The sequence below is a fragment of the Mycolicibacter sinensis genome (assembly GCF_001667945.1).
GTDB lineage: Bacteria > Actinomycetota > Actinomycetes > Mycobacteriales > Mycobacteriaceae > Mycobacterium > Mycobacterium sinense_B.
The window spans coordinates 36,846-58,530 of the sequence record NZ_LZJK01000130.1 but is presented as its reverse complement, the minus strand read 5'-3'; the positions used below and the strand labels follow the sequence as shown (position 1 = coordinate 58,530).

The 21,685-nt window shown below is 70.3% G+C and carries 15 protein-coding genes; 5 read left to right on the top strand and 10 right to left on the bottom strand.

The annotated features are described in order from the left end of the window. Positions 1 to 75 precede the first annotated feature (75 nt). From A5694_RS17145 to A5694_RS17135, 3 genes are all read right to left on the bottom strand, one after another. The gene (locus tag A5694_RS17145) at positions 76 to 1,005 is read right to left on the bottom strand and encodes a glycosyltransferase family 2 protein (protein ID WP_064923334.1); all 930 of its coding nucleotides are present in this window, start codon (positions 1,003 to 1,005) and stop codon (positions 76 to 78) included. A 154-nt stretch (positions 1,006 to 1,159) separates the two neighbouring features. After that, complete coding sequence (locus tag A5694_RS17140) at positions 1,160 to 3,136, bottom strand: erythromycin esterase family protein (protein WP_064923332.1); 1,977 nt, start codon at positions 3,134 to 3,136, stop codon at positions 1,160 to 1,162. 109 nt (positions 3,137 to 3,245) lie between these two features. Continuing rightward, entirely contained in the window at positions 3,246 to 3,644 is a 399-nt protein-coding gene (locus A5694_RS17135; RefSeq protein ID WP_064923330.1) for a hypothetical protein, read from the bottom strand. 107 nt (positions 3,645 to 3,751) lie between these two features. Here A5694_RS17135 and A5694_RS17130 point away from each other — a divergent pair, with 107 nt between their 5' ends. Further along, positions 3,752 to 8,251, top strand: a complete 4,500-nt coding sequence (locus A5694_RS17130; RefSeq protein WP_064923328.1) for an ATP-dependent helicase — start codon at positions 3,752 to 3,754, stop codon at positions 8,249 to 8,251. Continuing rightward, complete coding sequence (nei2, locus tag A5694_RS17125) at positions 8,251 to 9,000, top strand: endonuclease VIII Nei2 (RefSeq protein ID WP_064923326.1); 750 nt, start codon at positions 8,251 to 8,253, stop codon at positions 8,998 to 9,000. Before A5694_RS17130 ends, nei2 begins: the two co-directional genes overlap by 1 nt. 968 nt (positions 9,001 to 9,968) lie before the next feature. On the opposite strand, the gene A5694_RS24150 is transcribed toward nei2, so the two are convergent. The 6 genes from A5694_RS24150 to A5694_RS17090 all read right to left on the bottom strand — a co-directional run bounded on the left by A5694_RS24150 (position 9,969) and on the right by A5694_RS17090 (position 17,359). Then, positions 9,969 to 10,394: a hypothetical protein gene (locus A5694_RS24150; RefSeq protein ID WP_064923322.1), complete on the bottom strand. Its 426-nt coding sequence runs from the start codon at positions 10,392 to 10,394 to the stop codon at positions 9,969 to 9,971. A 50-nt stretch (positions 10,395 to 10,444) separates the two neighbouring features. Continuing rightward, the gene (locus tag A5694_RS17110) at positions 10,445 to 11,317 is read right to left on the bottom strand and encodes a pseudouridine synthase (RefSeq protein ID WP_082952720.1); all 873 of its coding nucleotides are present in this window, start codon (positions 11,315 to 11,317) and stop codon (positions 10,445 to 10,447) included. 93 nt (positions 11,318 to 11,410) lie between these two features. Next, positions 11,411 to 12,262 carry a hypothetical protein gene (locus A5694_RS17105; RefSeq protein ID WP_064923317.1) on the bottom strand — a complete coding sequence of 284 codons (852 nt, stop codon included), beginning with the start codon at positions 12,260 to 12,262 and terminating at the stop codon, positions 11,411 to 11,413. 542 nt (positions 12,263 to 12,804) lie between these two features. After that, a complete protein-coding gene (locus A5694_RS17100) occupies positions 12,805 to 13,866 on the bottom strand; it encodes a hypothetical protein (RefSeq protein ID WP_064923315.1) in 1,062 nt (353 codons plus the stop codon). 159 nt (positions 13,867 to 14,025) lie between these two features. Continuing rightward, the gene (gene glpD, locus A5694_RS17095; RefSeq protein WP_185746547.1) at positions 14,026 to 15,747 is read right to left on the bottom strand and encodes a glycerol-3-phosphate dehydrogenase; all 1,722 of its coding nucleotides are present in this window, start codon (positions 15,745 to 15,747) and stop codon (positions 14,026 to 14,028) included. A 187-nt stretch (positions 15,748 to 15,934) separates the two neighbouring features. After that, positions 15,935 to 17,359, bottom strand: coding sequence for an NAD(P)H-quinone dehydrogenase (locus tag A5694_RS17090; RefSeq protein WP_064923311.1), 1,425 nt, complete (start codon positions 17,357 to 17,359; stop codon positions 15,935 to 15,937). Between the two features lie 42 nt (positions 17,360 to 17,401). Here A5694_RS17090 and A5694_RS17085 point away from each other — a divergent pair, with 42 nt between their 5' ends. Next, a complete protein-coding gene (locus A5694_RS17085) occupies positions 17,402 to 17,893 on the top strand; it encodes a gamma-glutamylcyclotransferase (protein ID WP_064923309.1) in 492 nt (163 codons plus the stop codon). 83 nt (positions 17,894 to 17,976) lie between these two features. Here the strand turns inward: A5694_RS17085 and A5694_RS17080 are convergent, their stop codons facing one another. Then, positions 17,977 to 19,155, bottom strand: coding sequence for an amidohydrolase (locus A5694_RS17080; protein ID WP_064923307.1), 1,179 nt, complete (start codon positions 19,153 to 19,155; stop codon positions 17,977 to 17,979). 43 nt (positions 19,156 to 19,198) lie between these two features. Between A5694_RS17080 and A5694_RS17075 the strand changes: the two genes are divergently transcribed. Together A5694_RS17075 and A5694_RS17070 are read left to right on the top strand one after the other, a co-directional pair. Beyond that, a complete protein-coding gene (locus A5694_RS17075; RefSeq protein WP_064923305.1) occupies positions 19,199 to 19,987 on the top strand; it encodes a purine-nucleoside phosphorylase in 789 nt (262 codons plus the stop codon). After that, a complete protein-coding gene (locus A5694_RS17070; protein ID WP_064923304.1) occupies positions 19,984 to 21,591 on the top strand; it encodes a phospho-sugar mutase in 1,608 nt (535 codons plus the stop codon). The genes A5694_RS17075 and A5694_RS17070 overlap by 4 nt, the downstream gene beginning before the upstream one ends. Positions 21,592 to 21,685 lie beyond the last annotated feature (94 nt).

Here is a 21,685-nt window from a genome sequence, read left to right as displayed (position 1 = left end):
GCGACCCATGATCGGTTCCGAGTAGTCCGCAACGCGCCCCGGGGAGCGACCGCGGCGAGCTCACATGCACATTGCTTAGCCACATGGCCCCGAACTTGTTGGTTCCGATTCACTCCTCGCCGGCCGTTCCACTTCGCAAATCCGGACTCGATCTTCCAGTTCCGGCGGCAACACTCGGCGGTTGCGCAGCGCTGCCGGCAATCGTGCCAATGCTTCGATGGCCGCATGCCGGTGTGCGCGATCGTGGCCGGCGGCCCGCAATAATGCCACCGCCGATGACAGACACCTTGCCGGTGGCCGGCGCATGCATGCGGTCAGAAGTTCGTTACGCAGCACCCGTGCTTGCTGCGCGGTGGTGCTCGCCCGCCGCGGCGACGGCCGGTGGAACGCCACCATCGCCGCGCAGTAGCACAGTTGCCATCCGCCGGCGGCCAAATCCAAGGCCAGCAACTGTTCTTCACCGCGGAATTGCAATACTTCGCTGAAGCCGCCGACCGCCTCGAAGCCGGACTTGCGCACCATCGCTCCGCACGCCTGGAATCCCAGAATCGACGGCCCGGGCAGGTCCGCCCGGTGGCCTAGCGGGCTGCTGGCCAGTCGGTCGCTGAACGGGTCGGTTCGACCTCCCGGCTCGATCACCGTGCGCCCGGCTAACACCGCGACATCGGGATGCCGGTCGAACTCGCGCTCGGCGATGGTGGTTGCATCGGCCTGCCACCACGAGTCGTCGTCGCAGAACGCCACATAGGGCGTCCGCGAAGCGGCCACCCCGATGTTTCGTGCCACCGCCCCGTGGTTGCTGCTCAGCGGGATGATCCGCAGCCGCTCACCGTGCGGATGGCTGCCAGCCAATCCGGCCATGATCGCAGACGTATCGTCGTGAGAGCCGTTATCCACGACGATGATCGGGCACCGCGTGCTGGCCAGCAGATGCGCCACCGTGGCTGCCAGGCTGTCGACGCGATCTTTGGTGGCGATGACGAACGACGTACGCGGCTGGTCCACGCTTAGCAGCTACCCTGGCAATAGGCCGCGAAAACTTGCCGTCATCTGCCGGGGGTTTCACTCCTGGCTGCGGTCGCGGCATGCGGCGTCAACCGGTTCACGCCGCACACCCCCGTGCCGCGCCGGGGTGATCGAATGGTGCGGGCAATACGCTTCACACCGCGTGCGGAAAGGTTTCCGCTTCCCCCGGAACCGGCTCGGCGGTTGCCGGCAATGGCTGCAGCGCGGAAGTGGAATCGATATGAACGACTGCGTCGAATTGATCGGCGGCCCGGGCCATCAAGTAATGGCTTTGGCGTTCGGTGCGTGGACGGTAGATCACTCCGATCGCACGCTGTAAAAGCGGTGTCCGCGGCATGGCGCTCGGCTCTCCTTGCCGACCGGCACGCAGGTAGAAGTCGCCGCGATCAGCGTTGTGGAACAACGCTTCCATGCTGCCGGATAGCGCCGGCCGGACATCCATCGTCTTGGCCGGCTCGCCCCAATCGTCGGCGGCGGTGACAGTGCCGGTGTAGGTGGTGAACCCGATGTTGCAACTGTCACCCGGATACGCTTGACGGACCAGCTGCCCCAGGTTGAGCTCACCGGCGTCACCCAACTCGGTGGCGCGTGCATCACCCAAGTGCGAGTTATGCGCCCATACAATGACTTTCGATCTGCCCACCTGGGCGTCGAGGTGACAGGCAATCTCGTGCAGCGTTTCCATCATGTGCCGATCACGCAAGTTCCACGACGCGATGTGGCCGCCGAACATAGCGCGATAGTACTTTTCCGCGCTCGTCACCAAGCGGGCATTCTGCCTGGCAAAGAAGCGCTCTTCGGTTTCTGCCATGCCATCGCGGCGCACCAGCTCGAGGTCGAGTCGTTGCAGATCGACCAACTGCTGAACAACCTCGTCCTCGCAGGATTCGCCCGTCCCGAACGCGGCGGCGTAGCCGTACCGTTGTTCGTCGGCGAAATGGTCGAAGCAGCTGTAGCGATCCCGGGCCCGCTGCGCGGCGGCGGGATCGCGATTCTCGAGATAGTTGATCACTTCGTCGATCGAACGGCGCAGGCTGTAAAGGTCCAGCCCGTAGAAGCCAACCGGTGCGCGATGGGCGGCGTTATGGGTGCGCAGCCACGCGATGAAGTCAGCGACCACGGCATTGCGCCACATCCACTGCGGAAACCGCTCGAACCCGCCCAACGCGGTGGCGGCGTCCGCATCATCGCCGATGCCGCGGGCATAGCGGTTCGCGCGATACGCGTCGGGCCAATCCGCTTCGACCGCCACCGCGTGAAACCCGCCTTCTTCGATGAGGCGACGGGTCATCTGCGCACGCGCGGCATAGAACTCCCGGGTTCCATGACTGGCCTCCCCGATCAGCACGAACCGCGCCTCGCCGACAAGGCTGAACAACTCTTCGTCGGGGATCACGCCTCCGGGCGCCGGGCGCGCCTCCCGCCGGATCGCCGCAGTAGCGTCATCTCCCCGAGCGGCCGGCTGCGCGTCAGTGGTCGCGGTCGCCAACAGGTGGCGCACCTCGTCGTCGCTGGTCTGGTCGAAGTCCCAATACGCCGCGCCGACAGCCGTGAACCGCTTGGGGGTGATCGCGCAGACGACCTCGTCAGCGAGGCGCTGCAACTCCTCGCAGGTGTCCTGCGGCGCGACCGGCACCGCGACCACCACCCGGGCCGGCGACAGGGCGCGGATTCCCTGCAGCGCGGCCTGCATGGTGGCGCCGGTGGCCAGCCCGTCATCGACCACCACCGCGATCTTGCCGGCAATCTCCGCTGCCGGCCGCGCGCCCCGGTAGGCCTGCTCCCGTCGGGCCAACTCCTGCCGTTCCGCACGGGCGATCTCTTCGAGGTCCTCGGCACCGACCCGGTGGGCACGGATCACGTCGTCGTTGGTCACCACTACCCCGCCGCCGGCGATCGCCCCTAACGCCAGCTCTGGGAATCCGGGCGCACCGAGCTTGCGGACGACGAAAACGTCCAGGGGGGCCTGAAGTTCCCGGGCTACCTCGAACGCGACCGGAACGCCACCGCGCGGAAGGGCAAGTACCACCACTTCGGAATGCCCTCGGTAGTGGCTGAGCCGCCCGGCCAGTACCTGGCCGGCCTCGCGACGGTTCCGGAAGGACCCCATGCCATCGCAACTACCCGGTCAATCCGGCGCGGAAACGGCCGGGTACCGCCGTGGGACGGGATTTCACGTGACCGAAGTGCAGAAATGCCTCGCGGATTCGCCCCGCGTGTCAGAACACGGCGAGCAGGGTCACCAAATCGGCCCCCAGCAAGGCCCAGCCGCAGGCCCAGACCGCGATCCCGCGGCGGTGGGTGGTCGCGAAGAAGAACGCGAGAAATAGCGTCACCGCCGCGACACCGGCCGCTCCGTGATACAGCAGGCCGAACAGCGCGCCGTTCACCCGCAGCTCCGGACAGGCTGCGCTGTTGCACCGAGCGGTGCCGGCCACCCTGGACAGCGCGAAGGTCATCAATAACACCGCGGCCGGCGCGGTCAGCAGCGACAATGCCCAGTTGAGCCACGTCCAGTCGCGCGGTGGCGCTTCCAGCGGCAACTCACCCCGCGGAGCCGGGGTCACATCGGCGAAAATCGGCCGGGCCGCCCGCGCCCGGTGGTCCACAATGGTCATCCCGGCTCCCCCTGTCACCCCTGCCACGGGTGGCCGATTACCCGGCGACGGCGGGCGCAAAACCGCACACCTCGGCAGCGCGCCCGCGAAGTTGGCACCATGGCTGGGTGAGCCGAGATTCCGCTACCGCGCTGGCCCGGTTCTCGGCGCTGACCCGGGACTGGTTCACCGGCACCTTCACCGCGCCCACCACCGCCCAGGAGCAGGCCTGGTCGGCGATCGCCGACGGACACAACACGCTGGTCGTCGCGCCCACCGGGTCCGGCAAGACCCTGGCGGCATTCCTGTGGGCCATCGACCGGCTGACCGCAGCGCCGAGCGGGCCATCGGGCACCCGGGTGCTGTACGTCTCACCGCTCAAGGCCCTGGCGGTCGACGTCGAGCGCAACCTGCGCACCCCGCTGGCCGGTATCGGCCGCATCGCGGCGCATCGCGGCCTGCCCGCGCCGGCCATCACGGTCGGGGTCCGCTCCGGCGACACCTCCGCGGCGCGGCGCCGCGAACTGGTCGCCAAGCCCCCCGACATCTTGATCACCACCCCCGAGTCGCTGTTTTTGATGCTGACGTCGGCGGCGCGGGAAGCCCTGACCGGGGTGCAGACAGTGATCGTCGACGAAGTACACGCGGTGGCCGGGACCAAGCGCGGCAGCCACCTGGCGTTGTCGCTGGAGCGTCTCGATGCGATGTTGGCCCGCCCGGCCCAGCGGATCGGGCTCAGCGCCACCGTGCGTCCCGCCGAAGAGGTCGCCCGGTTCCTGTCCGGCCAGTCCCCGACCCGGATCGTGGCGCCGCCGGCGGCCAAGACGTTCGACCTGACGGTGCAGGTGCCGGTACCGGACATGGCCAGCCCCGCCGAGGGCACCATCTGGCCACAGGTGGAGGAGCGCATCGTCGATCTGATCGAGGCGCACCGCTCCTCGATCGTGTTCGCCAACTCGCGCCGGCTGGCCGAACGACTGACCGCGCGGCTCAACGAGATCCACGCCGAGCGCCGCGACGACCCGGCCGCACCGGTGGCGATCGCACGTGCGGCCGAGCCGGGCGCAGCGGGTCCCCACGCACTAGCACCGCTGGCGCGGGCCCACCACGGGTCGGTGTCCAAGGAGACCCGCGCCGTCGTCGAGGAAGACCTCAAAAGCGGGCGGCTGCGGGCGGTGGTCGCGACCTCGAGCCTGGAGTTGGGCATCGACATGGGCGCGGTCGATCTGGTCATCCAGATCGAGGCGCCACCGTCGGTGGCCAGCGGGCTGCAGCGGATCGGGCGGGCCGGGCACCACGTCGGCGAGATCTCCCGCGGTGTACTGATTCCCAAGCACCGCACCGACCTGATCGGTTGCGCGAACTCGGTCCAGCGGATGCTGGCCGGTCAGATCGAGACGTTGACGGTGCCGGCCAATCCGCTCGACATCCTGGCCCAGCACACGGTGGCCGCGGCCGCGCTGGAGCCACTGGACGCCGAGGCGTGGTTCGACACGGTGCGGCGCAGCGCCCCGTTCGCGACGTTGCCGCGCAGTGTGTTCGAGGCGACGCTGGACCTGCTCTCCGGTAAATACCCGTCGACCGAATTCGCCGAGCTGCGGCCCCGGCTGGTCTACGACCGCGACACCGGCACCTTGACCGGCCGGCCCGGCGCGCAGCGGCTGGCGGTCACCTCCGGTGGCGCCATCCCGGACCGGGGACTGTTCGCGGTGTACCTCGCCGGAACGCAGAAGCCGTCGCGGGTAGGCGAACTCGACGAGGAGATGGTCTACGAATCGCGGCCCGGCGATGTGATCTCGCTGGGCGCCACCAGCTGGCGCATCACCGAGATCACCCATGACCGGGTGCTGGTGGCCCCGGCGCCCGGCCAGCCTGCCCGGCTGCCGTTCTGGCACGGCGACGGAGTCGGACGCCCGGCCGAACTCGGCGCCGCCCTCGGGCAGTTCACCGGTGAGCTGGCCGGCCTCGACCGAACCGCTTTGGACAAACGCTGCGCCGATTTGGGTTTCGATGACTACGCCGCCGACAATCTGTGGCGGCTGCTCGACGACCAGCGCACCGCCACCGGGACCGTTCCCACCGACACCACGCTGCTGGTGGAGCGGTTCCGCGACGAGCTCGGCGACTGGCGGGTGGTGCTGCACTCCCCCTACGGGTTGCGGGTGCACGGACCGCTGGCACTGGCGGTGGGCCGCCGGCTGCAGGAACGCTACGGCATCGACGAGAAACCGACCGCCTCCGACGACGGCATTGTGGTGCGGCTGCCCGACACCCTGGAGACCGAGGCACCCGGCGCGGACCTGTTCGTCTTCGACGCCGACGAAATCGAGCCGATCGTCACCGCCGAGGTCGGCGGTTCGGCGTTGTTCGCCAGCCGGTTTCGGGAATGCGCGGCGCGGGCGCTGCTGTTGCCGCGCCGGCACCCGGGCCGCCGCACACCGTTGTGGCAGCAACGCCAGCGGGCCGCCCAATTGCTGGACGTGGCACGCCGGTATCCCGCGTTTCCGATCGTCTTGGAGACCGTGCGGGAATGCCTGCAAGACGTCTACGACGTGCCGGCCCTGACCGATCTGATGGCGCGGATCGCGCAGCGCCGGGTGCGGGTGGTCCAAGTCGAGACCGCCACCCCGTCGCCGTTCGCGGCGTCGTTGTTGTTCGGCTACGTCGGGGCGTTCATGTACGAGGGCGACAGCCCGCTGGCCGAGCGTCGCGCGGCGGCCCTGTCGCTGGATCCGACCCTGCTGGCGCAGTTGCTGGGTCGGGTGGAGCTGCGCGAGTTGCTCGACCCCGAGGTCATCGATGCCACCGCCCGCCAGTTGCAGCACCTGACCCCGGAGAAGGCCGCCCGCGACGCCGAAGCGGTGGCGGATCTGCTGCGGCTGCTGGGCCCGCTCACCGGCGAGGAGGTCAGCGCCCGGGCCGCGGGCGTGGATGTGGGCGGTTGGCTGGAGCATCTGCTGGCCACCCGGCGGGTGCTGACGGTGTCGTTCGCCGGGCGCAGCTGGTGGATTGCCATCGAGGACACCGGCCGGCTGCGCGACGGCATCGGGGTGGCGGTGCCGCCCGGGGTGCCGGCCGGGTTCACCGAGCCGGTCGCCGACCCGCTGGGTGAACTGCTGGGCCGCTTCGCCCGCACCCACGGACCGTTCACCACCGGGCAGGCCGCCGAGCGGTTCGGGCTGGGCGCCCGGGTGGCCGCCGATGCGCTGGGCCGGCTGGCCGCCGACGGCCGGGTGGTGCGCGGGGAGTTCGCCGACTTCCCGGACGCCACCGGTGAACAATGGTGCGACGCGGAGGTGTTGCGGATTCTGCGACGCCGGTCGCTGGCCGCGCTGCGCTCGGCGATCGAACCGGTGTCGCCGGCCGCCTACGCGCGTTTCCTGCCGGCCTGGCAGCAGCTGGGCGCCCGGGGCACCGCGTCCGGTCTGGACGGGCTGGCCGGGGTGATCGAGCAGCTGGCGGGTGTGCCGTTGCCGGCGTCGGCGGTCGAGCCGCTGGTACTGGGTTCGCGGGTGCGCGACTACGCCCCGGCCATGCTCGACGAGCTGCTGACCTCCGGGGAGGTGCTGTGGTCAGGCGCCGGTGCCCCGGCCGGCAACGCGCCCGCCGCCGACGGGTGGGTGGTGTTCCACACCGCGGATTCGGCGCCGCTGACGTTGACCCCTGGCGCACCGCTCGAGTTCGGCGACGCGCACCGGCAGATCCTGGATGCGCTCGACGGCGGCGGTGCGTTCTTCTTCCGCCAGCTTGGCGGTGGCGCGAGCGAGGTGGAGCTCAAAGCCGCACTGTGGGAGCTGATCTGGGCGGGCTGGGTCACCGGTGACACGTTCGCCCCGATGCGGGCGGTGCTGGCCGGCACCCGGCGCGCCACCCCGGCCCACCGCACGAAGCGCCCGCCGCGGCTGAGCCGCTACAGCGTCGCGCACGCCGCCACTCGTTCCGCCGACCCGGCCGTGGCCGGGCGGTGGTCGCGATTGCCTGCGCCGGAACAGGATTCCACGGTGCGCGCCCACCACACCGCCGAGCTGCTGCTGCACCGCTACGGGGTGCTGACCCGCGGCGCGGTGGCCGCCGAGGCGGTGCCCGGCGGGTTCGCCACCCTCTACAAGGTGCTGAGCGCATTCGAGGAAGCCGGGCGCTGCCAACGCGGTTACTTCATTGAATCGCTGGGCGCGGCACAGTTCGCCCTCGCCTCGACCGTGGACCGGCTGCGCGGCTACCTCGACGGGGTCGACCCGGCCGCACCGGCGTACCACGCGGTGGCGATGGCCGCCGCCGACCCGGCCAACCCGTATGGGGCGGCGTTGGGTTGGCCGGCGCATCCGGGCACCGCTCGTCCGGGCCGCAAGGCGGGCGCGCTGGTGGTGCTGGTCGACGGCGACCTGGTGTGGTTCGTCGAGCGCGGCGGCCGGTCGCTGCTGAACTTCGCCACTGGCGAAGACGCCGCCGAGGTGCAGCGGGCCGCCGCCGGTGCGCTGGCCGGGCTGATCGCCGAGCGCCGGGTCGACGGGATCCTGGTCGAGCGGGTGGACGGCACGGCGGTGCTGGAGATTCGCGACTCGCCGACGACGTCGGCGCTGGCCGAGGCCGGATTCTCCCGCACCCCGCGGGGATTGCGGCTGCGCTGATGCCCGAGGGCGACACCGTCTACCACACCGCCGCCGTGCTCGATGACGCCCTGACCGGAAAGACATTGACCCGCTGCGACATCCGGGTTCCCCGCTACGCCGGCGTCGACCTCACCGGGCAGCGGGTGGACGAGGTGATCAGCCGGGGCAAGCACCTGTTCATCCGGGTCGGGCAAGCCAGCATCCACTCGCATCTGAAGATGGAGGGCAGCTGGCGGGTCGCCCGCGCGCCGCTCGACCATCGGGTGCGAATCATCCTGGAGGCCGGACCCGTTCGCGCTCTCGGTATCGACCTGGGCGTGCTGGAGGTGCTCGAGCGTGACCGCGACGGCGAGGCTGTCGCGCACCTGGGTCCGGATCTGCTCGGCGCCGACTGGGATCCCGACACCGCCGTGGCCAACCTGATGGCCGACCCGCACCGTCCACTGGCGGCGGCCCTGCTGGATCAAACTGTGCTGGCCGGCATCGGCAACGTCTACTGCAACGAATTGTGCTTCGTCGTCGGCCGGTTGCCGACCGCCCCGGTTGCTGCGCTGGCCGATCCGGCCCGCCTGGTGGCGCGCGCCCATGAGATGTTGTGGGCGAATCGGCTGCGATGGTCGCGCTGCACCACCGGCGACACCCGGCCGGGCCGGCAGCTGTGGGTCTATGGCCGGGCCGGGAAGCCGTGCCGGCGCTGCGGGACCTGCGTGCAATGCGATAGCAGCGGCAGCCGCATCAGTTTCTGGTGCCCGTCATGTCAGCGGTGACGTCTGTCCCGGTGAGCGGCGATTGGCCGCCGGTGGTTTCGCTGCTCGGGGAAGCCGGGTACCCGCCTTGATGTCCGAAGCAATCGAGCTAAGGAACGGAAAATGGTGAACAACAGACACGCGCTGATCGGCGTGAGCGTGGCCGGGCTGGCAGCCGGCGGGATCGCCGCCGCCGTGGGCCTTTCGCCTATTGCGGGCGCAACGCAGCCCGGCGGCGCCACGCACGTTTCGGCCTTCGTGCCCCAAGCGCCGCCGCCGCCGGGACCTCCTGGGCCTCCTGGGCCCCCGGGGCCGCCGGGACCTCCCGGTAACGTCGGGCCTCCTGGCGGGCCGGGCGCCGTCGGACCTCCTGGGGCGCCGGGCGCCGTCGGGCCTCCGGGCGGACCGGGTGCCGTTGGGCCTCCGGGCGGACCGGGTGCACCGGGACCGATCGGGCCTCCGGGCGGACCGGGTGCACCGGGACCGATCGGGCCTCCGGGTGGACCGGTTGGGCCTCCGGGCGCTCCCGGCCCCGTCGGACCCGCCGGCCCGCCGGGACCTCCCGGGCACTGACCGGTAACCGAAGTCGGCCAGCCCTGCCGCTGGCCGGCTTTCGGCTGTCCTCGTCCTCGCTGGCTGGCCCGTCGAGCTGCCGGCCTCGGCAGCCGGCAGCGACATGATTGCGACATGATTCCGGCCGAATCCCTGCCCTTGATGACATCGACCACGGCTGGGATCGGGGAGAGCCGACGCGGTTCGGGTGGTTCCCGACGAACATGAACTCGCAGCGAGGTAGTCACCGCGCTGGCCGACGACACCCCGAACGGCAGCGATGCCGCCTTGCCCGAACCCGCCATAACGGGGGGGGGCGAGCATCCAGCGGGCTTCCGGGCGCCGCGGCGGCGCCCTGGTCGGTCCTGGTCAGTCTCGCCGAGTCGCTCGGCCTGTCGGGTTAACGCCTCAGCGACGTCGGCCGATCACGCGGCCGATCACGGCCACCCGCCGCAGCCCACACCGGGCAGGCAGCCACCGCCACCGCCGGGTCCGCCCCAGCCGGTGGGTCCGCCCGGGATCTGACCGCCGCCACCGCCGGGCCCGCCACCACCGGTCGGGCCGCCCGGGATCTGGCCGCCACCGCCGCCGGGGCCACCGCCACCGGTGGGGCCACCGGGAATCTCGCCGCCGCCACCACCGGGCCCGCCGCCACCGGTCGGGCCGCCGGGCTCGCCCGGGTGCTCCCCGGGAACGCCGGGGGCGGGCTCCATCGGCGTGGTCTCCGTCGTGGTGATGGTGGTCTCGGTTGTGGTGGTAGTGGTGCTGGTCGGGGCTTCTTCCTTGGTGCCGCTACAACCGGCTGCCACCAGCGCCGCTGCGCTGCCGAGCACCGCGATCGCCATCTTGCCGTGTGCCTTCATCAGAATCAGACTCCCCTCTGCTCTGTCGTGCCTTCCTGTACCCGGGACACTCACAGCGCAAACGCGCGCCCGCTGACGAAGCGGCGCAGCCGCCCGGTGAACGGGTCCTCGAACTCGAGCCGGTGGGCCAGCAGCTGCAGCGGGGTGGAGAAGTCGTCAGGAGCAACCTCGACGATCTGGGGGTACAGCGGATCACCGTCGATGGGCAGACCGAGTGAGGCCAGATGCACCCGCAACTGGTGGGTGCGCCCCGTGCGCGGGGTCAGCCGGTAGCTGCCGTTGCCGAGCGCTTCGACCAGCGTCTCGGCGTTGGGCTCGCCGGGTTCCTCGCGAGCCTGCAGCCAGCCGCGCCGTTTGACGATCCGGCTGCGCACCAGCCGGGGAAACGTGCCCACCGGCGGCGCCGACGAGCGCGCCAGGTACTGCTTCCGCACGACGCCGCGGGCGAACAGCGTCTGATACGGCCCGCGCAGCTCGCGGCGGGTGGTGAACAGCAGGACCCCGGCAGTGAGCCGGTCCAGCCGATGCGCCGGGCTCAGCTCGGGAAGCCCCAGCTCACGACGCAGCCGCACCAGCGCGGTCTGCGCCACGTGCCGCCCGCGGGGCATGGTCGCCAGAAAGTGCGGCTTGTCGACGACCACCAGGTCGTCGTCGCGGTGCAGCACCGGGATGTCGAAGGGCACCGGCACCTCGTCGGGCAACTCCCGGTACCAGAAGATGTGGGCTCCGGCCGGTAGCGCCGTCGTCTCGTCGACCACCGCCCCGTCGGCGGTCAACACCTCCCCGGCGGCCACTTTCGCTGCGGCGGCCGCCCCGAACCGGTCGCGCAGCTCGGCGGCGACCGGCCCGCCGCGGAGCCGCAGCCGGGCCGGGCCCAGTCCGTCACGCACCGGCAGCGGGGCGCGACGTCGACGGGAGGCCATAGCGCCAAGTATGGCCAGCTGAAAAAAGCACATCGGCCACAACCGTCGGGGGTTGTGGCCGATGCGCCCCTACTCGGGTGCCGACTACTCCGTTCAGCCCAGGCCGAGCATGCTGAAGATGCCCAGGTCGCCCAGGAAATCGGTCAGCGTGGTGGTGTCGGTCACCGGGTCACTGCCGGTCGGCAGCAGGCTCGTCAGCAGAGCGCCCAGCGTCTCGCCGCCCAGGGTCCCGGTGCCGTCCGGGTCACTCAGGGTCCCGCCGAGCGTGATGCCGCTGATGACCTCGTTCCAAGGGGCACTCGGGTCGATGCCCAGCAGGCTCGCGATAGTTGCGTCCCCCAGTCCGTTGTCGGTCAACAGGTCGTTCAGCGAGGTGGTGGCCCCGATTCCCAGCATCTCGTTCAGCACGGAGGCGAGCGTGTCGGACGGGGACAAGCCGAGGAACGGCAGATCCAGCAGGCCGGCGTACTGGCCCAGTCCGAAGAGGCCCAGCAGGTCACCGATGCTGGTATTGGCGCCGTCGCCGCCGATGAAGCCACCGAGCAAGGTGTCGATCGGTACGTCACCCAGGCCTACGCCGCCAACCTGCACATCGTTCAGCACCGCGGTGAGATCCGCCGAGAGCAGGCCACCGGTGATCGTGTCCAGCGACGTGCCATCGGGGTTCAGTGCGGCCAGGAGGGTGCTGAGATCCGAACTTGTGTTGATGGGGTTGGCTTCCGTGCCGAACAGACCCAGCACCTGCCCCATGTTGCCGTAGCCCAGGGTGTCCAGCAGGCTCTGCAGGCTCTGCTCGAAGGTCGGGAAGGGGTCGGCGGTCAGCACGTAATCGTGCTGCACCGACCCGGCAAGGCCGGCAGCAACCGTCGGAGCAACGGTCACGCCGCCGAATAGCGCCGCGCCGGCTAATGCGGTTCCGGCGGCGAGTGCGCCGGCTTTTGCCATGAAGCCGTGCGACTCCGTCGGCGCTGCAATGGAAAGAGTTGACATGTATCAGGCCCCCTTCAGGGATCGAACAAATTGGCGTCGCGATTTCCGCAACGAACGTTAACTTAAGTTGTCCTCAGTGTCGTGTCAACTATTTTTCCATTTCCTTTCGCTCGCGTCAGCAACCGGCATCGGCAGTAAATTACCAGCTCACCTGCCCCATTCGCGACGCTGCGCAACAGACATTCCAGCGGTAACATCGCTGCCGCAAACTCGTGGGCGATAACGGCTCACTCAGCATTCTCTAGGCATTCCGGACCTGCGGACAGCTGGCCCACACCAGCAATACCGTCCCAGCGTTAACTTGAGCCATTAACCGTCAAACGGTATGAAATTATCGGCCGAGAAATACCGGCCAATGCGGACTGAGGGGCGAAATGCGCACCCAAACCGCTAGCAAATGACAGCAAAGCAAGCGCGACTGCTTTACGGCGCTGCCCTGGATATAAACCGCACCCGGCCGAGTGGCCGGGTGCGGTTGAGCTGAGAGGGGTTTTCGGCTACCAGTTCAGCAGGCCGAAGGCCTCCAGGATGTCGGTGATCGGAGTGTCACCGGTGATCGTCAGGGTGCTGCTGTCGGGCAGGAAGCTGCTCAACAAGGCGCCGAGGGTCTGCTCCCCCCAGGTTTCGCCGGACGGGTCCAACAGCGTCCCGCCGAACGGCAGGTTGCTGAGGTACTGATCCCAGGTCTGGTTGGGGGTCAGGTGAAGTAGCAGGCCCAGGGTCGCGTTGTCCATGGTGGTGCTGTTGGTGTCGCTCACCGGGAGGGTGTGCAGGTATTCGCCCAGCGTGGTGGCGGTGTCCGGCACTGTCGTAGTAGAGCCGAGGCCCGAAAACGTGTGCTGGATGACGTCGACGGTCGGCTTTCCGAGGATTCCGCTCAACCAGTCGTTCAATGAGCTATTGAGGGTAAGACCGGGATGGCTGGTGATATTGCCGAGAGCGCCGCACGTCAAGGTGCAGTTCTCGACGTTCATGTTGTCCAAGCCCAGTCCGTCGATCAGGCTCCCGTACTGACTCAGCATCGACCCCAGTCCCACCGCGTTGGCCAGGTCGGTCAGCGAATGCGCGCCGGCGCCCGCGCCGAGAAAGGCATCGAGCACCCCGCCGGTGCCGCCGAGGTCGAGGTCGCCGATCGGCACGCCACCCACCAGCCACGCGCTGCCGTGACCGAGCAGCGAGTCGACCGTCGAACTGTAGAGCGGCTCGGTCAACGAGATCCCGAACAGATTGGTGACCCCGTTCAAGGTGAGGCCGTCGGGGTTCAACGAGGCCAGGAAGGACGAGACCGGCGAGTCCACGGTGAAGGCACCGAAGCCTCCCAGCACCTCGTTGAGGTCGCCCATGCCGATGGCGTCGAGCAGGCTCTGCAGGCTCTCGGCGAAGGTCGGGAAAGCCACCAGTTCCACGTTGCGCTGCGCGGCGGCCGGCGGCGCACCGGGGGACTCCGGCCCAACCGCCACGACGCCGAGAAGACCGGCGCCGGCAAGAACGGTGGCGGCGGCAAGCCGGCCGGCTTTCAACGCCAGCGCGTGCGGGCGCGCCCCGACAAGATCCGACATGGACCACACCTTCCCCGGTACCCGGATCCCCCATGTGATCCAGCTGATGGGCAGAAAGTAGTGGCCCTAGAAGTAACTGTCAAACATATGTTAACGCCGATTTCAGACCATCTGCACGGTTCTCTCGGGGACGTCGTTCGCAGCGTAATGAAGCTCAGTTCATGGAAGCGGAATCGGCTCCAGAATCTCGGTCCTGGCTTCGGGTGCCCTCGCGCGCAACGCATCCGCGGAGGCGTCGTCGGGCTGTTCCTGCGACAAGATCTCGGCCTCCACCCGGGCGGTGTAGTTGGCCACTTCGGCGTCGACGGCGGCGTCGTCCCAGCCGAGCACCGGGGCCATCACCTCGGCCACTTCGCGGGCGCAGTTCACTCCGCGGTGGGCGTACTCGATGGAGATCCGGGTCCGGCGGGCCAGCACGTCCTCCAGGTGTAGGGCGCCCTCGGCGGCGACGGCGTAGGCCACCTCCACCTTCAGATAAGTAGGCGCCTCGGTGATCGGGTCCAGCAGCTCCGGCCGGCCGTCGGCCAGCGCCAGCACGTCGTGGATCAGCGAGCCGTAGCGGTCCAGCAGGTGGCGCACCCGGTAGGGGTGCAGGTCCTGTTCGGCGCCCACGTGCTCGGCCTGGTTGACCAGAGCGAAGTAGCCGTCGGCGCCCAGCAGCGGCACCTTCTCGGTGATCGTCGGCGCCACCCGGGTCGGGATGTACTCGGCGGCGGCGTCGATCGCGTCGGCGGCCATCACCCGGTAGGTGGTGTACTTGCCGCCGGCGATGGCGACCAGGCCCGGCGCCGGCACGGCCACCGCGTGCTCGCGGGACAGTTTGGAGGTGTCGTCGTTCTCCCCGGCCAGCAGCGGCCGCAGCCCGGCGTAGACGCCCTCGATGTCGGCGTGCGACAGCGGCGTGGCCAGCGCGGTGTTGACGGTGGTCAGCAGATAGTCGATATCGGCCTTGGTGGCCGCCGGGTGGGCCAGATCTAGGTTCCAGTCGGTGTCGGTGGTGCCGATGATCCAGTGGGTGCCCCACGGGATGACGAACAGCACCGACTTCTCGGTGCGCAGGATGATCGCCGCCTCGCTGACGATCCGGTCTCGCGGCACCACGATGTGTACGCCCTTGGAGGCCCGCACGTGAAACCGGCCGCGCTGCCGCGACAGCGCCTGAATCTCATCGGTCCACACTCCGGTCGCATTGACCACGACATGCCCGTGCACCTCGGTGGTGGCGCCGTCCTCGGAGTCGCGCACGGTCACCCCGGTCACCCGGTCACCTTCGCGTCTCAGCGCCACCACCTGGGTGGAGCTGCGGATGACCGCCCCATAGTGCGCGGCGGTCCGCGCGACGGTCAGGGTGTGCCGAGCGTCGTCGACGACGGTGTCGTAGTAGCGGATGCCGCCGATCAGCGCGCTGCGCCGCAGCCCCGGGCACAGCCGCAGCGCGCCGGCACGCGTCAGGTGCCGTTGCGCGGGAACGGATTTCGCCCCACCTAACTGGTCGTAGAGGAAGATCCCGCTGGCCACATACGGTCGCTCCCACCACCGCCGGGTCAACGGGTACAGAAACGGCAAGGGTTTGACCAGGTGCGGTGCCAACGTGGTCAGCGACAGCTCGCGTTCGTGCAGCGCCTCGCGCACCAGGCCGAACTCCAACTGTTCGAGGTAGCGCAGCCCGCCGTGGAACATCTTCGAGCTTCGGCTCGACGTGCCGGCAGCGAAGTCGCGGGCCTCGACCAGGGCTACTTTGAGGCCGCGAGTGGCGGCGTCGAGCGCACACCCGGTGCCTACCACGCCCCCGCCGATAACCACCACGTCGAACTGCTCGCTGCCCAGGCGGTCCCAGGCTTGTGCTCGTTGGTCAGGTCCCAGCGTGCTCACGACTGCCAGGCTACGTGGCGGCTGCCCGGCGCCCGGCGTCGAGCGTGAAACTGGCGTCACTCTCGACGCCGAACGTGAGCGCGACTACCCGCGGGCCACGCTGGTGCGTCGAGCGTGTCCGCACTGCGAGCTCCGACGAGAAATTTCGCGCTCAGTGCACGCTGGGCTCGGCGGGCGACGCGAAGACGCGACCGGCTCAGTCCAGGTCGTCGTGCGTCATCAACCGGCGCGCGGCCTCGGTGAGCGACCCTGAGAGCGACGGATACACCGCCAGCGTCTGCGCCAGGTCGGCCACGGTGATCCGGTTCTGCACGGCCAGCGCGATCGGCAGGATCAGCTCGGAGGCGATCGGGGCCACCACCACCCCGCCGATCACCGTGCCGGTGGCCGGCCGGCAGAACAGTTTCAGGAAGCCGTGCCGCATCCGGCTCATCTTGGCCCGGGCGTTGGTCTGCAACGGCAGCATGACGGTGCGGGCGGGCACGGTGCCGTCGTCGATCTGGGACTGCGGCACCCCGACCGCGGCGATCTCGGGCCGGGTGAACACCGCCGCGGCCACCGTGCGCAGCCGGATCGGCGCCACCGCGTCGCCCAGCGCGTGATACATCGCGATGCGGCCCTGCATGGCCGCCACCGAGGCCAGCGGCAGCAGCCCGGTGCAGTCCCCGGCGGCGTAGATCCCCGGAACCGACGTCCGCGAGACGCGGTCGACCTGCAGATAGTTACCGGGCCCGAGCTTGATACCGACCCGCTCCAGGCCCAGACCGGCGGTATTGGGCACCGACCCGACCGTCATCAGCGCGTGGCTGCCGGTCACGGTGCGGCCATCGGTCATGGTGACCAGCACGCCGTCGTGCGTGCGGGTCACCGACGCGGCCCGGGCGTTTTTGACCAGGGTGACGCCGCGCTCGGCGAACGAGCGCTCCAGCACCCGGGCGGCGTCGGGGTCCTCGTGCGGCAGCACCCGATCGCGGCTGGCCACCACCGTCACCGGCACGCCGAGTTCGGTGTAGGCGTTGACGAACTCCGCGCCGGTCACCCCCGACCCCACCACCACCAGGTGCTCGGGCAGCGTGCGCAGGTCATAGAGCTGACGCCAGGTCAGGATCCGTTCGTCGTCCGGTTCGGCGTTCGACAGGGTGCGCGGGCTGGCGCCGGTGGCGATAAGCACCACGTCGGCGTCGAGCAGGCGCTGTCCCCCGCCGTGCTCGGTGACCAGGACCCGGTGGCGCGCCAGGCCGGTTTCGGGGTCGATGAGCTCCCCGCGGCCGGCGATGACCTCGACACCGGTGTTGATCAGTTGGGTGCGGATGTCGGCGGACTGCGCGGCGGCCAGCGACTTGACCCGCTCGTGGATCTTCTCCAGCTCGATCTCGGCGTCGGTGAAGTGGATGTCGAAGCCCAGGTGCGGGGCCCGGCGCAGCTCGGTGCGGACCCCCGACGAGGCGATGAACGTTTTGGACGGCACACAGTCCCACAACACGCAGGCACCGCCGATGCCGTCGGCGTCGACCACGGTGACCGACACCGCCTCCGGCCCCTTGGCCGCTGCCACCAGTGCCGCTTCGTAGCCGGCCGGTCCGCCGCCGATGATCACGATGCGCGTGGAGGCAGAAGTCACAGCGACCAACTTATCCGGGGCCCGGCGTTTAAGCTTTCTGCCGTGCCGCTCTACGCCGCCTATGGGTCAAACATGCATCCCGAGCAGATGCTGCAGCGTGCACCGCACTCCCCGATGACCGGCACCGGCTGGATCCACGGCTGGCGGCTGACGTTCGCCGGCGAGGACATCGGCTGGGAGGGCGCGCTGGCGACCGTGGTCGAGGACCCGGGCTCGAGCGTGTTCGTCGTCCTCTACGACGTGACCCCCGAGGACGAGAAGAACATGGACCGCTGGGAGGGTTCGGACTTCGGGATCCACAAGAAGATCCGCTGTCGGGTGGACCGGGTGGACGGGATCACGTCGGATCCGGCCGACAACGCCCCCGAGCCGGTGCTGGCCTGGCTGTACGTGGTGGACGCCTGGGAGGGCGGTCTGCCGTCGGCGCGCTATCTGGGGGTGGTGGCCGAGGCCGCCCAGATCGCTGGTGCGCCCGAGGAGTACGTGCGCAAACTGCAGACCCGCCCGGCCCGCAACATCGGCCCGGGGAGTTAGTGTCCTCTCCGCGAGCGGGCGTGTCTGCGGGCAAACGCGCACGCTCGCAAAGCGGTGAGGTGCGCCAGCTCGCGCCGCTGAGGCTAAAGCAGCGCGGCCTGGTCGACGATGCCGGCCATCACCTGCACCCCGATGCCCAGCGCCCGCTCGTCGAGATCGAACGTCGGCTGGTGCAGGTCGCGTTGCGGCCCGACCCCCGGCCACACCCCGAGCCGGGCCATCGCGCCGGGCACCTCTTCGAGGTACCAGGAGAAGTCCTCGCCGCCGCCGGACTGCCGGGTCTCGGCCAGCACGTCGGGCCCGACGGCCTCGATCGCGTGGGTGAGCATCCGGGTCGACACCGCCTCGTTGACCACCGGCGGTACCCCGCGGTGGTAGTACAGCGTGTGCTCGATGTTCAGCGGGGCCAGCAATGAGGTCACCGCGTCCTCGATGATGCCCTGCATCGCCACCCAGGTGTCGCGGCTGGCGGTGCGCACCGTGCCGGCCAGCCGCCCGGCCTGCGGGATCGCGTTGGCGGCCGCCCCGGAGTTGACCGCCCCCCACACCAGCACCGTGCTGTTGCGCGGGTCGATGCGCCGGGACAGCACGCCGGGCAGCCCGGTGATCAGCACGCCCAGCCCATAGACCAGATCCGCGGTCAGGTGCGGCCGGGAAGTGTGCCCGCCGGGGCCGCCGACGGTGATCTCGATGGTGTCGGCCGCCGAGGTGATCGGACCCGGGATGGTGGCCACCCGGCCGACCTGCAGCCGCGGATCGCAGTGCAGCGCGAAGATCCGGCTGACCCCGGACAGCACCCCGGCCGCGATCGCGTCGATCGCCCCGCCGGGCATCAGCTCCTCGGCAGCCTGGAACACCAGCCGCACCCCGACCGGCAGCTCCGGCGCCGAAGCCAGCGCCAGCGCCGCTCCCAGCAGGATCGCGGTGTGCGCGTCGTGACCGCAGGCGTGGGTCACCCCCGGCACCAGCGAGGCGTACGGCGCCCCGGTCTGCTCGGTCATCGGCAGCGCGTCGATGTCGGCCCGCAACGCGATGCGCGGGCCGTCTTCGGGGCCGAAGTCGCAGATCAGCCCGGTTCCGCTGGGCAGCACCTTGGGGTTGAGGCCGGCACCGGCCAGGCGTTCGGCGATGAACTGGGTGGTGGCGAACTCCTGGCGGCTCAGCTCCGGGTGGCGGTGCAGATGCCGCCGCCAGGCGATCAGCTCATCGGCGTTGACGGCCAACCACGCCTGCGCGGCCTGCGACGCGGAAGCTGAGGGCATTCACGCAGTATCCCACCGTGGCGCGCGGCTAAGCTCAGGGGCTGTGACGGTTCCGCTCGCGACCCAGGCCGCGGCGGTGGTGGCCCGGCGCACCGGGGTCGACACCCACGACGTGGCGATCGTCCTCGGTTCCGGGTGGGCGCCGGCGGTGACGGCCCTGGGCACGCCCACCGCGGCGATGCCGATGGCCGACCTGCCCGGGTTCAGTGCGCCGACCGCGGCGGGCCACCTCGGCGAGCTGGTGTCGATACCGATCGGCACCCATCGGGTGCTGGTGCTGGTCGGCCGGATCCACGCCTACGAGGGCCACCCGCTGGTCGACGTGGTGCGACCGGTGCGTACCGCAGTGGCGGCCGGTGTGAACACGGTGGTGTTGACCAACGCGGCCGGCGGCCTGCGTGAGCACTTCGAGGTCGGCCAGCCGGTGCTGATCAGCGACCACCTGAACATGACCGGACGTTCACCGCTTGAGGGCGCGCACTTCGTCGACATGGTCGACGCCTACACCCCGGCGCTGCGCGCACTGGCCCGCCAGGTGGACCCGACATTGGCCGAGGGCGTCTACGCCGGGATGTCCGGCCCGCAGTACGAGACCCCGGCGGAGATCCGGATGCTGCGCACCCTGGGCGCCGACCTGGTGGGCATGTCGACCGTGCACGAGGCGATCGCCGCCCGGGCGGCCGGGGCTCAGGTGCTGGGGCTGTCGCTGGTGACGAACCTGGCGGCCGGGCTCACCGGCGAGCCGCTCAGCCACGCCGAGGTGCTGGCCGCCGGCCGGGAGTCGGCGGCCCGGATGGGTGAGCTGCTCGCCGAGGTCGTAGCCCGGCTGTGAATCCGCGCGACTGGATCGCCCACGACCCGGACCCGGCGACCGCCGCGGAGGTGGCCGGTTGGGACGACGACGAACGGGCCGCCCGGTTCGCGGCGCCGCTGCGTTTCGGCACCGCCGGACTGCGGGGGCCGGTCCGGGGCGGGCCCGACGCGATGAACCTCGCCGTGGTGCTGCGCGCCAGTTGGGCGGTGGCCCAGGTCCTCACCGCACGCGGGCGCGCCGGTGCGACCGTGGTGGTCGGCCGCGACGCCCGCCACGGCTCGCAAGCGTTTGCCGCGGCGACAGCCGAAGTCCTTGCCGCCGCAGGGTTTTCGGTGCTTCGGCTAGCCGATCCGCAGCCGACGCCGGTGGTGGCGTTCGCGGTGCGACAGACCGGCGCGGCGGCCGGTATCCAGATCACCGCCTCGCACAACCCGGCCGGAGACAACGGCTACAAGGTGTACTTCGACGGCGGTGTGCAGATCATCCCCCCGGTCGACACCGAGATCGAGGCCGCGATGGCCGCCGCTCCCCCAGCCGATGCGATCCCCCGCCGCACCGCCCCGCCGGCCGGCGGCGACCTGCTGCAGCGCTACATCGCACGGGCGGCCGCGGTGCGGCGCCACCACGGCGGGATCCGGGTGGCGCTGACGCCGCTGCACGGGGTGGGCGGTGCGCTGGCGGTCGACGTGCTGCGCGCCGCGGGGTTCAGCGACATCCACACCGTGGCAAGCCAATTCGACCCGGATCCGGACTTCCCGACGGTGACGTTTCCCAACCCGGAGGAGCCGGGCGCCGCCGACGCGCTGCTGGAGCTGGCCGCCGATGTCAACGCTGACATCGCGATCGCACTGGATCCTGACGCCGACCGGTGCGCAGTCGGTATCGGCGGACCGGACGGCTGGCGGATGCTGACCGGCAACGAAACCGGCTGGCTACTCGGCGATTACCTGCTTTCCCGGCTGCCGGCCCGCCGTGCCTCGGCTGCGGTGGTTGCCAGCAGCGTGGTGTCGTCGCGGATGCTGGCGGGCATCGCTGGGCGCTACGGGGCACGCCACGTCGAGACGCTGACCGGGTTCAAATGGCTCGCCCGCGCCGATAGCGGCTTGCCCGGCGCCTTGGTCTACGCCTACGAGGAGGCGATCGGCTACTGCGTCGACCCGGATGCGGTGCGCGACAAAGACGGCATCACCGCCGCCGTGCTGGCGTGCGACCTGGTGTCGGCGCTGCGCGACCGTGGCGGCTCGGTTGCCGGGGCGCTCGATGGGTTGGCGCGCCGGCACGGCGTGCACGTCACCGACGCGGTAACCCGCCGAGTGGCCGACGTCGCCGAGGCCACCGCGGTGATGTCCCGGCTGCGCGCTGCTCCCCCCGGTGCACTGGCCGGATTCACTGTCACCGCAACCGATCTGCTGCACCGCGCCGGGCCGACCACCGACGCACTGGAGTTCACCGGGCAGCGTGACGAGACCTCGGTGCGCGTGGTGGTACGGCCCTCGGGCACCGAGCCCAAGCTCAAGTGTTACCTGGAAGTGACGCTGGAGCCATCGAATGATCCGGCCGCCGACCGCGTCGCGGCGCAGCGAATCTGCGCGGCCGTTGCCGAGGAGGTCCGGGACTGGTAGGGCCCGACGGGCCCAACCACCGCCAGGCCCGGGGGCTGTGGCAGTTGCCCGCCTCTGAGCGACAGCGAGCCGTCGGGTCGACTGATGCCTCCTG

Excerpts from the sequence above, each read along its gene's own strand:
- A5694_RS17140 (WP_064923332.1), bottom strand. The coding sequence starts at position 3,136 with ATGGGGTCCTTCCGGAACCGTCGCGAGGCCGGCCAGGTACTGGCCGGG.
- A5694_RS17135 (WP_064923330.1), bottom strand. The coding sequence starts at position 3,644 with ATGACCATTGTGGACCACCGGGCGCGGGCGGCCCGGCCGATTTTCGCC.
- nei2 (WP_064923326.1), top strand. The coding sequence starts at position 8,251 with ATGCCCGAGGGCGACACCGTCTACCACACCGCCGCCGTGCTCGATGAC.
- A5694_RS24150 (WP_064923322.1), bottom strand. The coding sequence starts at position 10,394 with ATGAAGGCACACGGCAAGATGGCGATCGCGGTGCTCGGCAGCGCAGCG.
- A5694_RS17110 (WP_082952720.1), bottom strand. The coding sequence starts at position 11,317 with ATGGCCTCCCGTCGACGTCGCGCCCCGCTGCCGGTGCGTGACGGACTG.
- A5694_RS17105 (WP_064923317.1), bottom strand. The coding sequence starts at position 12,262 with ATGGCAAAAGCCGGCGCACTCGCCGCCGGAACCGCATTAGCCGGCGCG.
- A5694_RS17100 (WP_064923315.1), bottom strand. The coding sequence starts at position 13,866 with ATGTCGGATCTTGTCGGGGCGCGCCCGCACGCGCTGGCGTTGAAAGCC.
- A5694_RS17080 (WP_064923307.1), bottom strand. The coding sequence starts at position 19,155 with ATGCCCTCAGCTTCCGCGTCGCAGGCCGCGCAGGCGTGGTTGGCCGTC.